12 protein-coding genes are annotated in these 13227 nt (G+C 59.7%); 9 read left to right on the plus strand and 3 right to left on the minus strand.

The window, feature by feature from the left end; translation table 11 throughout:
• Nucleotides 1–132 precede the first annotated feature (132 nt).
• Nucleotides 133–1449, plus strand: a complete 1317-nt coding sequence (locus HKD28_RS05765) for a dihydroorotase (protein WP_194267503.1) — start codon at nucleotides 133–135, stop codon at nucleotides 1447–1449.
• A 3-nt stretch (nucleotides 1450–1452) separates the two neighbouring features.
• Here HKD28_RS05765 and HKD28_RS05770 read toward each other — a convergent pair whose 3' ends face one another.
• Entirely contained in the window at nucleotides 1453–2346 is an 894-nt protein-coding gene (locus HKD28_RS05770) for a LysR family transcriptional regulator (RefSeq protein WP_194262609.1), read from the minus strand.
• A 150-nt stretch (nucleotides 2347–2496) separates the two neighbouring features.
• Here HKD28_RS05770 and HKD28_RS05775 point away from each other — a divergent pair, with 150 nt between their 5' ends.
• From HKD28_RS05775 to HKD28_RS05810, 8 genes are read left to right on the plus strand one after another with little or no spacing between them, the layout of a single operon-like run.
• Nucleotides 2497–3450, plus strand: coding sequence for an N-carbamoyl-D-amino-acid hydrolase (locus HKD28_RS05775; RefSeq protein WP_194267504.1), 954 nt, complete (start codon nucleotides 2497–2499; stop codon nucleotides 3448–3450).
• Nucleotides 3450–4262 (plus strand): ABC transporter substrate-binding protein, encoded by an 813-nt coding sequence (locus HKD28_RS05780; RefSeq protein WP_194267505.1) that lies wholly within the window; start codon nucleotides 3450–3452, stop codon nucleotides 4260–4262. The genes HKD28_RS05775 and HKD28_RS05780 overlap by 1 nt, the downstream gene beginning before the upstream one ends.
• Complete coding sequence (locus HKD28_RS05785) at nucleotides 4259–5095, plus strand: amino acid ABC transporter permease (RefSeq protein ID WP_194267506.1); 837 nt, start codon at nucleotides 4259–4261, stop codon at nucleotides 5093–5095. The genes HKD28_RS05780 and HKD28_RS05785 overlap by 4 nt, the downstream gene beginning before the upstream one ends.
• Nucleotides 5092–5874, plus strand: coding sequence for an amino acid ABC transporter ATP-binding protein (locus tag HKD28_RS05790; RefSeq protein ID WP_194267507.1), 783 nt, complete (start codon nucleotides 5092–5094; stop codon nucleotides 5872–5874). Before HKD28_RS05785 ends, HKD28_RS05790 begins: the two co-directional genes overlap by 4 nt.
• Before the next feature lie 24 nt (nucleotides 5875–5898).
• Nucleotides 5899–6783 (plus strand): polysaccharide deacetylase family protein, encoded by an 885-nt coding sequence (locus tag HKD28_RS05795; protein ID WP_194267508.1) that lies wholly within the window; start codon nucleotides 5899–5901, stop codon nucleotides 6781–6783.
• A complete protein-coding gene (locus tag HKD28_RS05800) occupies nucleotides 6780–8237 on the plus strand; it encodes an amidohydrolase family protein (protein ID WP_194267509.1) in 1458 nt (485 codons plus the stop codon). The genes HKD28_RS05795 and HKD28_RS05800 overlap by 4 nt, the downstream gene beginning before the upstream one ends.
• Nucleotides 8238–8248: 11 nt before the next feature.
• Nucleotides 8249–9085 (plus strand): ABC transporter substrate-binding protein, encoded by an 837-nt coding sequence (locus HKD28_RS05805; RefSeq protein ID WP_194267510.1) that lies wholly within the window; start codon nucleotides 8249–8251, stop codon nucleotides 9083–9085.
• Nucleotides 9075–9728: an aspartate/glutamate racemase family protein gene (locus HKD28_RS05810; protein WP_194267511.1), complete on the plus strand. Its 654-nt coding sequence runs from the start codon at nucleotides 9075–9077 to the stop codon at nucleotides 9726–9728. The genes HKD28_RS05805 and HKD28_RS05810 overlap by 11 nt, the downstream gene beginning before the upstream one ends.
• On the opposite strand, the gene HKD28_RS05815 is transcribed toward HKD28_RS05810, so the two are convergent.
• Nucleotides 9718–10962: an MFS transporter gene (locus HKD28_RS05815; protein ID WP_194267512.1), complete on the minus strand. Its 1245-nt coding sequence runs from the start codon at nucleotides 10960–10962 to the stop codon at nucleotides 9718–9720. The two genes, HKD28_RS05810 and HKD28_RS05815, sit on opposite strands and share 11 nt — an antisense overlap.
• 5 nt (nucleotides 10963–10967) lie before the next feature.
• On the minus strand, nucleotides 10968–13115 hold the full coding sequence (locus HKD28_RS05820) for a TonB-dependent receptor (RefSeq protein WP_194267513.1): 2148 nt from the start codon (nucleotides 13113–13115) through the stop codon (nucleotides 10968–10970).
• Nucleotides 13116–13227: the final 112 nt, after the last annotated feature.

The following is a 13227-nucleotide window of genomic DNA, read 5'->3' on the forward strand; positions in this document are numbered from 1 at the left end:
ATATCCGGACCTGCTATTCACCGGCGTGATACTGTCCGGCAACTGCCGATAGAGCAGACACTGGACGCACCAGCGCATGCCATGGAGTATTTTTCGACCCGATATCACTCGTAGAACAGGCAGGCGACCCTCATGGAGCATTTTGATCTCATTCTGAAAAACGGGACTGTCGTTACTTCCTCGCAGGAACGTGCCGATATCGGCTGTCGAAACGGCAGGATCGTTGCCATCGGAAATCTCGGCCGCGCAGAGGCAACCGAAGTCATCGATTGTACCGGCCTGCACGTATTGCCGGGTGTCATTGACCCCCATGTCCATCTGCGCGAGCCGGGAGATGCCAGTGTCGAAACCATCCATGATGGCACGAAAGGTGCCATTCTTGGCGGCGTCACGGCGGTTTTCGACATGCCCAATACGGCTGAGTCGGTCATTTCCAAAGAAGTTCTGGATCGCAAACGCGCCATGATCCCGGGCAAAAGCTGGTGCGACATCGGGCTTTATGTTGGCGCGACAAAGAAGAATATCGAGACACTGGATACGCTTGAAGTTCAGGATAATGTCTGTGCCATCAAGGTTTTCGCCGGGTCGTCGACGGGCGATCTTCTTGTGGAAGACGATGCCAGCCTCGAAGCCCTGATGCGGAACGGAACCCGCCGCGTCTGCTATCACTCGGAGGACGAAACGCGTCTTCAGGAACGCAAAAAACTCTTTTCCGTCGGCCAGCCCTATCGCATGCACATGGAATGGCGGGATGTCGAATGTGCGTTTCTTGGCACCCGCCGCCTGATGTCGCTGGCGCGGAAAACGGGGCGCAAGACGCATATCCTGCATGTCTCCACCGCGGAAGAACTCGCCTATATGCGCGATTTCAAGGATATCGGAACGGTCGAGGTTCTGGTCAATCACCTTACGCAGGTTGGGCCTGATGTTTACGATCGCCTTGGGGGTTACGCGATCATGAACCCGCCCATTCGTGAGCAGCGCCACTACGATGCGTCCTGGGCAGCCGTTAATGCAGGTGATGTGGACTGCATCGGCTCCGATCACGCCCCCCATTCCCGTGAAGCCAAGGAACGTCCCTGGCCGCTGACTTCTGCGGGTCTGACGGGTGTGCAGACGCTTGTCCCCATCATGCTGGATCACGTAAATGCCGGCCGTCTGCCACTTGAGCGGATGGTGTCGCTGATGTCTGCTGGTCCCGCGCGCGTGTATGGGGCGGTCGGGAAGGGGCATATTGCTCCGGGCTATGACGCGGACTTCACGATTGTCGATCTCGCGCATCGCCGGACGATTGAGGAGAGCTGGATTACGTCGCCCTGTGGCTGGACCCCGTTTGCAGGGACGTCTTGCACCGGCTGGCCTGTCATGACGGTCATTCGCGGTCAGGCGGTCATGCGCGAGGACGAAATCATCGGATCGCCCCGCGGTGCGGTCGTGTCCTTTTTCTGACGCTCAGGGCTCTTTGGGAAGATCGGTCACAACCTCGCGGACGCGCTCCAGAAAAAAGCGTCCAAGCCGCGAAAGCGAACGGTTCTCGGACCATATCGCATACGCGGCGACAGGAATGGCCGGTGCAAAGGGGCGGCTGACGAGCTTGAAGCGCCCTGATGAGGCCGTCAGCGGGTCCACGATTGCGACCCCCGCATTGGCTTCCGCAAGCGTACAGGCTGTGTTGGCGTAGCGGACTTCGGCAGAGAAGGTGAAACCCTCGTCTTCCTGATCGAAGGCCGCGCGCGTGGCTTCCCCGAGCTTGGTGCCGGATTCAAGCGCGATGAAGTGATAGTCCCGTAGATCCCACGGCCGGATCTGCCGCTTTTCGGTGAGTGGGTGGCCCGGCGGCATGACACAAACCATTTCTCCGCGATACAGCACTTCCGACGCCAGTCCCGGCTTGCCACTGAAGCCAAGCGCAAATCCCAGTTCCGCCTTGTGGCTTTCCACACTGTTGACGACGCCTTCATAGCGCCGGACATCGAAATACGTCCGGATTTTCGGCCGAAGGGACTGCGTGCGCTGGATCGCCGTTGCGAGCATGCCGTAGCCGATCGGCGGCGTGGCCACGAGCCGGAGCTGCCCCGCGCGGCTGTCCCGAAGATCCTGAATCCGGCCTTCGAGCCGTTCATGCAGATCGAAGATTGCCTCCGCGTCATCCACGATGATCGTGGCTTCAGGTGTGGGGTAAATCCGGTTGTTGACCCTCTGGAACAGGGCAAACCCGACCTGATCCTCCATCGTCCGGATCGCATTGCTGATCGCAGGCTGCGACAACCCGAGAACGCGCGCAGCTGCAACGGTCGTATTATGGCGAATGATTGCCCGGAGAATCTCGATCTGGCGCAGGTTCATCTATAAGTTTTTTGAATATGAGGGAGGGATATCTGATTAGCCGGATTATTGAGCGAACCGAAACAAAATGGCAATGAATTTGTGACCGGCAAATGTGCGAAGAAGTTCGCCATCGTGCCATAAATGAGACCCGGACGAGGGAAAATGACTATGGGACGGATCATTCGGATTGCCGCAGCCCAAATGGGGCCGACACAGAAAGCCGATACGCGAGACCAAACGGTCCAGCGCATGATCGCCCTGCTGGAAGAGGCTGTCTCAAAAGGCGCCACACTCGTTGTCTATCCCGAACTCGCGTTTACGACATTCTTCCCGCGGTGGCTGCTCGAAGGAGCGGAGCTTCTGAAGGAATATGAACGTTCCATGCCTAATCCTGAGGTCCAGCCTCTGTTCGATCGGGCGAAAGAGCTTGGTATTGGCTTCTATGTTGGTTATGCGGAACTGACTCCGGAAGGGGAACGTTTCAATACCAGTATTATTGTTGCCTGTGATGGCACGGTTCTTGGTAAGTATCGCAAGGTCCACCTGCCGGGTTCGGTCGAACCTCGGGCTGGCGCGAAATTCCAGCAGCTTGAAAAACGCTATTTCGAATATGGTGACCTCGGTTTTCCGGTTTATCGGGCTGGAGCGGAATGGTCCGATGCCCTTATCGGCATGCTGATCTGTAATGACCGCCGCTGGCCGGAAGCCTGGCGCACGTTGGCCCTGCAAGGGATGGAACTGCTTTGTGTCGGCTATAACTCCGCCGCTTACGATCCAAACGGTGGCGATACCGAAAGTGCGGATCTGCGGACATTCCATGCGCAGCTCGTCGCGCAGGCGAATGCGTATATGAATGCCTGCTGGGCCGTGGCTGTGGCAAAGGCGGGCGACGAGGACGGGTCCTGCCTGATCGGTGGAAGCTGCATCGTTGATCCCAACGGCCAGATCGTGGCCCAGACCACGACCCTTGCCGACGAAGTGATTGTCGCGGACTGTGATCTTGATCTCTGCCAGCAGGGCAAGACCAAGATGTTCAACTTCGAGGCACACCGGCGGCCGCAATGGTATACCCGCATCACAAGCCAGACGGGCGTCGTCTACCCGGAGGACGAAATCGGCTGATGACGTCGACATTCCGGACACTCCTGTCTCTGACGGCCTGTCTCCTCTGGGGGCATGTGGAGGGCGCACAGGCGTCTTCCGGAGTGCTCCGGATTGCGGTTAATCCGATTTATCCACCGCTTGAATTCCGCGATCCGGTCACGGACCGCCTGACCGGTTTTGATATCGATTTCGGAAATGCTCTAGCGGCCCGCATGGGCGTGAAGGCCGAATGGGTCGAGACGGCCTTCCCGCAAATGATCCCCTCGGTCCAGAGCGGTCGAACCGACATGATCCTCAGCGGATTTTCCGACCGCCCTGAACGCCGCGCCTTTCTGGATTTTCTGGACTATCTCAAATCCGGCGCACAGGTCCTCGTCCTTTCAGAGGGCGAAGTCCAGAGCCCCGAGATGCTGTGCGGACGAAAGGTCGCCGCCAGCCGCGCCACGTCCTTTCCGTCCATGATCCGGCAGTGGAGTCACGACCACTGCGAGGCGCAGGGACGTTCCGCGATGGTGTTCTACCCGTCCGAAAGCGGGGCCGACGCCCGGATACAGCTCCTTCAGGGGCGCGTCGCCGCTATGGTGCAGGGGGGCGAGACGGTCGGATATTTCATCGACATCACCCGTCACGCCTTTCGCAGGCTCGGAAAGCCCCTGTCGAACATGCTGCTGTCGATGGCCTTTCCCAAAGGACACGCTGAACTTAAGGCGCAGGTCTCTCACGCTTTTGCCGATCTCAGAGCAGACGGAACCTATGCGCGCCTTCTCCAGCGCTGGTCCCTTGAAGATGCCGCTCTCCCCGCTACAGACTCAGACGGATCCATACCATGACCAGAACGACAGAGGCTTCCCGGCTTCTTGCCCTGCCGCGCGGAGGGCGTATCGCATGGACGCAGATCGCCTCGGGCGTCGTGCTGCTCGCCCTCTGCGCCTGGATCATTCATGCGTTCGCCGTCGGGCAGATCGAATGGCGCTATGTCGGTCAGTTCCTGTTCGTGCCGTCCATCCTGCGCGGTGTTGGCGCCACGCTGCTGATGGCGATATGCGCCATGGCGCTGGGGATGGTGGTGGGGATTGTCCTCGCGTTGGGGCGGCTGTCCACAGCGTGGCTGCCCCGCATCGTCTCGGGACTATATGTCTGGCTGTTCCGGGGCGTGCCGGTCATCCTGCAACTGCTGATCTGGTTCAACCTCGCGCTGATCTTCCCGCATGTCACCCTGCCGGGCGTCGGCTCGTACCGGACGGTCGATCTCATGACGCCGTTCCTCTCGGCCCTGTTCGGGCTGGGGCTCAATCAGGCCGCCTATATTGCCGAAATCTTCCGCGCCGGTTTCCAGAGCGTGGATCGCGGACAGTATGAAGCCGCCTCCGCCATCGGTATGACGCGCCTGATGGCCATGCGCCGCATCATCTTCCCGCAGGCTTTCCGGACAGTCATCCCGCCGCTTGGCAACGAATTCATCAACATGATCAAGCTGACCTCACTCGCCAGCCTCATCCAGTATCCCGAAGTCCTGCACAATGCGGAGACGATCTATTACGCCAACACGCGGGTGATCGAACTGCTGATCGTCGCAGGTTTCTGGTACCTCACGGCCGTGACTGTTCTCTCGCCGTTGCAGCATCTGCTTGAACGCCGCTTTGCACGAGGAAAATCCTCATGACCGAACCTGCGATCTGGATCAGGAACCTGCACAAATCCTTCGGCGCGAACCCCGTTCTGCGCGGTGTGTCGCTCGATATTCCTCCGGGACAAGTCGTCTGTGTCCTTGGCGGTTCCGGGTCGGGCAAGACCACAATGCTGCGCTGCATCGCCCAGCTTGAGACAGCGGAAGACGGACTGATCGTCATGAGCGGGGAGTTGCTCGGTCTCCGGGAACGCAACGGACGACTGGTCCCTCGAAGCGCGCATGACATTGCCCGTCAGCGGCGTCTGGCCGGTATGGTTTTCCAGCGCTTCAATCTGTTCCCGCATATGACGGCGCTTGAAAACGTCATGGAAGGGCCAGTGCGCGTGCAGAAGCGCCCGGCTGCGGAAGTCCGGTCCGAAGCGCTGGAGCTTCTGCGCAGCGTCGGGCTGGAGCATCGTGCGGATCATTATCCCGCGCAGTTGTCCGGCGGCCAGCAGCAGCGCGTCGCGATCGCCCGCGCGCTGGCGCTGAAGCCTGCCGTCATGCTGTTCGACGAGCCGACCAGCGCGCTCGACCCGGAATCCGTAGGCGATGTGCTGGCCGTCATGAAAAGCGTCGCGGCCAGCGGCGTGACGATGTTGGTCGTCACCCATGAACTCTCCTTCGCCCGGGAGGTCGCCGATCGCATCCTGTTCATGGATGGTGGCGTCATTCTGGAAGACGCCCCGACCGCCGACTTTTTCGGAACCCCACGCGAAGACCGCACACGCGCGTTCCTCGCGGCGGTTCTCGGCCAGAAATCAACAGCCTGATACTTTCCAAGCGGAGATACTCCCATGATTCGCAGCTACGATGATGTTCCGATCCGCCCCTCGAACCTCGCAGGTCCAGCGCCGGAATTCCCATGGCCGCACGGGATACGGGCCGCGATGATGCTGTCTTTCGACATCGACGCCGAAAGCGCCATCACCAGCAAGGACCCGTCCCACGCGGACAAACTCGTTTCGATGTCCTATGGCGGTTATGAAGCCCGCGTCGGACTGCCCAAGGTCCTCGAACTGCTGCGCGAACTGGACCTCAAGGCCACGTTCTTCACGACCGGCTGGGCAGCGGATGCCTATCCGTCGATGGTGGAAAGCGTCCTGCGCGACGGCCATGAAGTCGGCCATCACGGCTATCATCACCTGCTGCCCGATCCCGGATCGGCACATATCGAGGACGAACTGGCACGCGGTTTCGAGGCACTGGCCAAGCAGGGTGTCCGCCCTGTGGGCTACAGGGCACCCTATGGCGAAAGTTGCGATGAACTCCGCACGGCGCTCAAGCGCGAAGGCATGCTTTATTCCAGTTCGTGGCGCGACGATGTGCGCCCCTACCGTCAGGTCCTGCCGGATCTTTCGCCGGGCGTCGTCGAACTCCCGCCGTCCTCCTGTTTCGATGACTGGATGCACGGTCTCAGCACCCGCTTTGGTGCGCGCTCGATCTTCCCGAAAGAACATGTCCTGTCCATGTGGAAGGACGAGCTGGACGAAACCCGCGCCTGGGGCGCCATGGTCGGCACCGTCTTGCACCCGCTGGTCAGCGGCCGTCCGATGCGCCTACGTTTGCTGCGCAATTTCCTGCTCTACACGATCGAATGTCGTGACGTCTGGATCGCGACCGGAGAGCAGATCGCCCGTCACTTCGAGGCGTGTGAAGCGGCCGGGTCGACCGCACCATGACCGCCCGTCCGATCCGCATTTCCGGCCTGCGACAGGCCGTTCTGTGGGACGAGCGTAGTGCGGGGCATGTCTATGCGCCCGACACCGACCTCGTGATCGAGAACGGCAGGATCGTTTTCGCCGGCCCGGCATCGGAAATGCCGGATGTGTACGCGACCCTTCCAGTCGATGTGGACGGGCGCGATCTCATGGCTATGCCCGGTCTGGTGGACGTCCATTCCCACCCCGCGACGGAACCCATGAGCCGGGGCATGTTCGACGAACTCGGTTCTCCCGGCCTGTTCTATTCGTCCCTGTACGAATACATGCCGGTCTTCCGCGCCGATGCCGCCAGCAAGCCGGACTGCGCACGCGTGGCCTATAGCGAAATGCTGCTTTCGGGCGTGACTACGGTCGTGGATCTCTCCACCCCATGGGCCGGCTGGCTCGATGCGGCGACGGAAAGTGGATTGCGCGTCTGTCTGGGGCCGATGTTCCGTTCGGCGGCATGGAAAACCACGAACGGCTATACCGTCGATTACAGCTGGAGCGAGGATAGAGGCCAGCGCTCGATGGACGAAGCGCTGGAAACCGTGGACGCAGCCGAGGCCCACGCATCGGGTCGTCTGTCCGGCATGATCGTCCCGGCCCAGATCGACACCTGCTCGCCCGAAATTCTGAAAGCCTCGTTCGTTGCCGCAGAAAAGCGCGATCTGCCGTGGCAAACCCATGCGGCGCAGTCGATCGTCGAGTTTCAGGAAATCACCCGCCGCCACGGTATGACGCCCGTTCAGTGGCTCGACAGTCTGGGCGTGCTCTCCCGCCGCAGCATTGTCGGACATGCGATCTTTCTGGATGACCATCCCTCCACGCCCTGGCACACGAAACGCGACCTCGACATCCTCGTCAGCCGGGAGGCCGCCGTTGCGCATTGCGCCACGGTTTTCGCCCGTCGCGGTTACGTCCTGAAGGATTTCGGACGCTACAAACGCGCCGGAATCCGCATCGGACTGGGCACTGATACTTATCCGCACACCATGCTCGACGATCTGCGTCTGACGGCCTATCTGGGTCGCATACAGGAACAGAGCCCCGAAGCCGTCTCCACACGAGACGTGTTCGATGCCGCGACCTGCGTCGGCGCCTCGCTGCTCGGACGGGATGATATCGGCCGCCTGAAAACCGGTGGTCCGGCCGATCTGGTGTTGGTCGATCTGTCGCATCCGATGATGCGCCCCTCGATCGACCCGGTACGCTCGCTCATTTTCTCCGCCGATGACCGCGCCATCCACTCCGTCTATGTGGCAGGCCGCAAGGTCGTGGAGAAGGGGAGGGTGCTCACCATGGATTATGAAGGTGCGACCTCCCGTCTGGTCGAGGAGCAGGCCCGGATCGTGGATTCCGTTGCCCAGCGTGACCGGCTGGGCCGTTCGGTGAACACGCTCGTGCCGCCGACCTTCCCGACCCGTCGATGATGTGCTGCGCGATGCCCCCGGCTGTGGCGCGCTTTCTGCGGCGCGCCTTCGCGGTCACCGCGCTGCTGGGTCTCGGTTCCGCAAGAGCCGAGACCCCTGATCTCCCGCTGGGGCTGTATCCCAGCTATCCACCGCTCGATATGCGCGACACCACAACGGGCGACCTCGAAGGCTTCGATGTCGATCTCGCAACGGCCCTGAGCCAGCGGATGGGCATGACACCCCGGATGGTCGAGACGGGCTTCGCACAGCTCATTCCGTCCCTTCTAACGGGCCGGATCAGGATGTTTTTCAATGGCATGGTGGATACGCCCTTAAGGCGGGAGAGCGTGTCTTTCGTTGATTACCTGCAATCGGGTTTCCAGTTCGTAACGCTCTCCGGCGATGCTCACGCCCCCTCCAGCCTTCCCGAACTCTGCGGCCGCCGGGTGGCCGCCAGCCGCGTGACCTCCGTCCCGGCCGAGCTTCTGGCCTGGAGCGACCGCAACTGCGTGGCCAAAAAACGTCCGCCTGTCCTCCTGTTCGCGACCGAAAATTCGGCGGATGCGCGGCTTCAACTCCGCGAAGGCCGCGTGGTCGCGGCCCTGCAGGACAGCCTGACACTTCCCTGGACGGTTGAAATCAGCGGCCACACGCTTCAGGCGCTAGGCGAGCCGTTCCATCTGTCCCCGCTGGGGATCGGGCTGCCCAAAGGAGACGCCGACTTCACCTGCCGCGTCTCAAAAGCGTTTTCAGCCCTGCAGCAGGACGGCACCTATCTTGCCCTGATCCATAAATGGCACCTGCCCGAAAGTGCGGCCCTTCCCACACAACCCGTTCCCAAGGCGTGTACCGATCATGCTCCCTGACCGTATTCTCGTCATCAATCCCAATTCCTCGTCTCAGGTGACGCGTGCGATTGATGCGGCGCTTGCCCCGATGCGCAGTCGGACGCCTTTTCGGATCGATGTGATGGATCTTCCCGACGCTCCGCCGGGTGTTGCATTGCAGAGCGATGCGGACGAGGTCGCGCCACTGGTGCAGCGCGCCATCCGCGCCAATCCGGCCGAGGCTTACGCTGTTGCCTGTTTCAGCGACCCGGGCGTTGCGGGTGCGCGTGAAAACACGCCGGGCGCTGCGGTCCGGGGGATCGGGGAAAGCGCGATCCTGCATGCCCTGACCCGCGCAGACCGCTTCGGCATTATCGCCCTGTCCGAAAAATCGGTCTTTCGTCAGCGTCGTCTGGTGCGCGGGATGGGCGTAAGCGAGCGCTATGCCGGCAGTCTCGGTATCGGCACCACAGCCGCCGGAGCCACGGATCATGCACTACTCGACAGGATGGTCGATGCGGCAAAACGTCTCGTCGATCAGGGCGCGGACACGATCCTCATGGGCTGCGCAGGCATGGCGCATTTTCAGCCGCATCTGGAAGATATCTGCCAGCGTCCCGTGATCGAACCCACCCGCGCCGCCGTTGCTCTCCTGATCGGAGACCTCACCCTCAGGCCCTGATGGGCGCTCGGACACAGGCCAGAGCCCCAATTCCTGCCAGTCCCAGAAAGATCAGAAATCCGTCAGCCATCCTCCAGTTTCCCAGGATCGTAACGCTCCAGGACATGGCGAGCGGCACCACGGCAACGGACAGGTTTCCCAAGAACTGCGTCCACGACGACAGCCGCGCCGTGGATGATCCTCCAAATTCCTGCACGCAGGCCCAGATCGAAATCTGACCCAGCCCCAGAAAGGCTGCGGCCACAAGTGCGAGCGGAAGCATAGCGGCGCTGCGTGATGTCATCAGGGCTACAGCAAGAAAGGCGGTTCCCCCGCCAAGACCAGCAATTCCGAGCGGGACACGGGCGCTCCATTGCGAAAGGCCCGCGCGGAGCAGCTGGTCCGAGGCAAAGCCCCCCAGAAGCTTTGAGAGCAGGATGACGAGGTATGAGGCGGAAACATACCACCCGACATGGCTCATGTTCAGATGGAACATATTCCGCAGATAGAGGGGAAACAGCGCCAGAAAGAATCCTTCGACCCCCATCAGGCAGAAATAGGCCCCTCCGATTGTATACAGGCGGGACAGAGCGAACGGCTCCACCGGAACTGCCTGCTGTTGTTGTATGGAAGGGTCTTCTGCTTTCAGGGCATAGGCCAGAAGGATGCCGAAGAGCAGGACCCCGGTTATTCCGTAGATCGCAAAACATAGCTGCCATGACAACGACGTCATGAGAAAAACCGAAAGAGGTGCGCCGACGACTGCCCCCAAAGAAAGCGCTGCCAGAAGAATCGCAATGACAGAAGAGCGATGAGTGGTGCGAAAACGTTGCTGCACGGTCATCAGGGCGGCGGTCCAGTCCGGCGCCTGACCCATGCCGAGAAGGGCGCGGCACAGCACCAACTCCCAGATCGTGCTTGCAAATGCAGTGGCGAGCAGAGCGAAGGACCAGAACAGGCACGCCAGTGCATAAGTCCGGGCCGCTCCCAGCCTGCCGCATACCCACCCGGCCGGAAGCTGACACAGGGCATAGGTGAAGGAGTAAGCGGAAATGATGTTGCTGATCTGCCCCAGACTGCAACCAAGGCTACTTTGGATGCGCGGCGCCATGACGACCATCGCCTGTTTATCGATGGCCATCAGAAATGTTGCCGGGAGCAGCACCAGTCCAAAAACAAGCCAGGGATTATTCCAGTGCCGCCCTGCCTGCACCATACCATGCCGGACGGGCAGGGGAGCCTCTGAAATGTGCATTGTCGTTAGAAGTCGGAACTCAGGGAGAATGCGACCGCAAAATCGCCCCCGACGTAATAGGTCGGCGTACCTGCCGCAATCGCCGTCCCGAAAATACCCTTTGTCGCATGAGCATTTGTGGCAATGCCGTTCACGCCGGACAGATAATGCTCGTCACCGATATTCATCAGGTTAAGCTGGATCTGCGGATGCTGGGCCGGGCCGATTTTCTGGAAACGATAGCCAGCCGAAAGATTGGCCGTTTTGAATGCCGGAATGCTCTGGTCATTCATGAAGGTGCTGTATTGTGAATCCACATAGTTGAATGTGAAGTTCCCGAAGAAACGGGTGTCGTCATAGCTCAGACCGATCGAGCCGGTGAATTTTGGGGCAAGAACCGAAGCTTTCCCCTTGGTTGGCAGGTAGTCGTTTCCAACCTGAATATTGTTGCCCATTTCGGAATGGAGGTACTGCCCCGAAATATACGGAGAAAAATGATGCCATGCCGGAAGGCTCAGTTCCGCCTGTACGCCACGGATCGTCTGGCCGCCACCATTGACCGAGAAGGACTGCGGGCTGTTGTTGACGTATGTAATGCTGGAAATCTGGCGATTGGTCAGATTGTAATTGAACGCTGCCGCCGAGAAATTGACTGCGCCGTAATGGCGGTATCCAATCTCTTCGGAGATTGAGTATTCCGGTTTGAGATTGCTCGAATGGCTGCTGGTCTTTTTCCCCGTTGTGGCGCTGTAGATGTCGACATAGGCGCTCAGCGCGGCCGGTTCCTTGAAAGCCGTCGAGGCGCTGAAATACACTTGGTCATGCGGCGTAATGCGATAGCTGACCGAAAGCTGCGGCAGCGGTTCGGCATCGTTTTTGTTGACGGCATAAGTCGGCCCAGGCAGCGCACTGGTCGCATGGCGGGAGACCATGACTTCCTTGAACCCGGCATTCAGCACGAGGCGATCGTTGAAAAATTTCATCGTATCGTTGATGAAAATGGCGTTTGTCTGCTGGATGAGATGACCGTTATAGGTCCCGATGACCGTTCCAGAAGACGATTTGATCGGATTGCCGCCATACTCGTTCATCACGTTGCCGTTCGGTTCGACCGGCGTGTACGAGGTGTTTTCGTTGTGATCAAAGTAATCGTACCAGTAACCGACCTGAAGCGTGTTGAATTTGTGCTTCCAGGTCAGGGTCGCGTTCTGGCCTCCCGCGGTTTGAGTATAGGCATCGACGTTTTCTACCGTGGCGACATTGTTGACGCTATAGGGGAGTTGTACCGTGCCGACCGACTGGTCTCCGACGAACATCGAATTCCCGTTAACGTTCGCGCCGCTGTTGATAAAGCCACGCGTATACATGATGTACGGCGTGATCTTGAATGTCAGGTCCGGCAGGAGTTCGAACTCCGTCGGTATGGCGGCGATGACGTTCTGCCGCTGGTTGAAGCGCAGCTTGTAGTAATTGGAGGTTCCGTAAGAGTATTTTCCGGCATAATTGTAGGAAATACCGTACTGCTTCCACTGGCTGAGGGTCGGATTGGTGTAGACGTCCGTGCGCATCCAGTTCCATGCGAAGAACGGGGCGATGCTGTTATGGCCCCATTCCTTCAGGAAGTGGCTATCAACATGGTAGCGCTTCGTATTGCCTGACCCGCGCCAGTTGTTCACTTCCGTATGGGAAAAGGATGTGTAGTTCCGGATCCCGGTATGTCCGATTTCGCCGCTGTCGAGGCGGATAAACTGCCGGTTGAGAGATTTGTTACCACCACTGAGGTCGATATATCCGCCAGTTTTGCGGGAAGGCTGCCGCGCCGAAGCCCGGATCTGCCCGCCTACCGAGTTGTAGACAGGTGCATCAATATCAGGAGAGCCCTGAGAAACGTCGAGATGGCTGATGTTTTCCGTATCGGACCATTCAGTGGCAAAGGGCGTGTAATAAAGGCGGTCGCCTGCGGGCATACCTTCGTAAGTCGTGCCAAGTTCGGTCTGGTTCAGACCACGAATGGAGACGTTCATCCGGTCACTGAGGCCAAGAGGATCATTTGTTGAAACGACCACACCGGGGCTCATCGCAAGCAGGGTGACGGCGTTGGCTGTTGGGGACTGCTTGGCAATATAGTCACGCGAGACGCCGCTGACTGATTTCGCGGCCGTCTGGACAGGCATGAGACCTCCGCCTGGTGTCGTGTTCGTAACACCGTTGGCGCCAACCACCTGTTTATGGACCGAAATATATTCGTCTTTATGAGGAGGTGCAGCTTTCTTGGTTTGGGGGAGA

This window comes from Gluconobacter cadivus (assembly GCF_015244745.1).
Taxonomy (GTDB): Bacteria; Pseudomonadota; Alphaproteobacteria; order Acetobacterales; family Acetobacteraceae; genus Gluconobacter; species Gluconobacter cadivus.

What these genes read in the sequence shown, in the direction of transcription:
- HKD28_RS05765 (WP_194267503.1), top strand. Translation starts at nt 133, where the DNA reads ATGGAGCATTTTGATCTCATTCTGAAAAACGGGACTGTCGTTACTTCC.
- HKD28_RS05770 (WP_194262609.1), bottom strand. Translation starts at nt 2,346, where the DNA reads ATGAACCTGCGCCAGATCGAGATTCTCCGGGCAATCATTCGCCATAAT.
- HKD28_RS05775 (WP_194267504.1), top strand. Translation starts at nt 2,497, where the DNA reads ATGGGACGGATCATTCGGATTGCCGCAGCCCAAATGGGGCCGACACAG.
- HKD28_RS05780 (WP_194267505.1), top strand. Translation starts at nt 3,450, where the DNA reads ATGACGTCGACATTCCGGACACTCCTGTCTCTGACGGCCTGTCTCCTC.
- HKD28_RS05785 (WP_194267506.1), top strand. Translation starts at nt 4,259, where the DNA reads ATGACCAGAACGACAGAGGCTTCCCGGCTTCTTGCCCTGCCGCGCGGA.
- HKD28_RS05790 (WP_194267507.1), top strand. Translation starts at nt 5,092, where the DNA reads ATGACCGAACCTGCGATCTGGATCAGGAACCTGCACAAATCCTTCGGC.
- HKD28_RS05795 (WP_194267508.1), top strand. Translation starts at nt 5,899, where the DNA reads ATGATTCGCAGCTACGATGATGTTCCGATCCGCCCCTCGAACCTCGCA.
- HKD28_RS05800 (WP_194267509.1), top strand. Translation starts at nt 6,780, where the DNA reads ATGACCGCCCGTCCGATCCGCATTTCCGGCCTGCGACAGGCCGTTCTG.
- HKD28_RS05805 (WP_194267510.1), top strand. Translation starts at nt 8,249, where the DNA reads ATGCCCCCGGCTGTGGCGCGCTTTCTGCGGCGCGCCTTCGCGGTCACC.
- HKD28_RS05810 (WP_194267511.1), top strand. Translation starts at nt 9,075, where the DNA reads ATGCTCCCTGACCGTATTCTCGTCATCAATCCCAATTCCTCGTCTCAG.
- HKD28_RS05815 (WP_194267512.1), bottom strand. Translation starts at nt 10,962, where the DNA reads ATGCACATTTCAGAGGCTCCCCTGCCCGTCCGGCATGGTATGGTGCAG.
- HKD28_RS05820 (WP_194267513.1), bottom strand. Translation starts at nt 13,115, where the DNA reads ATGCCTGTCCAGACGGCCGCGAAATCAGTCAGCGGCGTCTCGCGTGAC.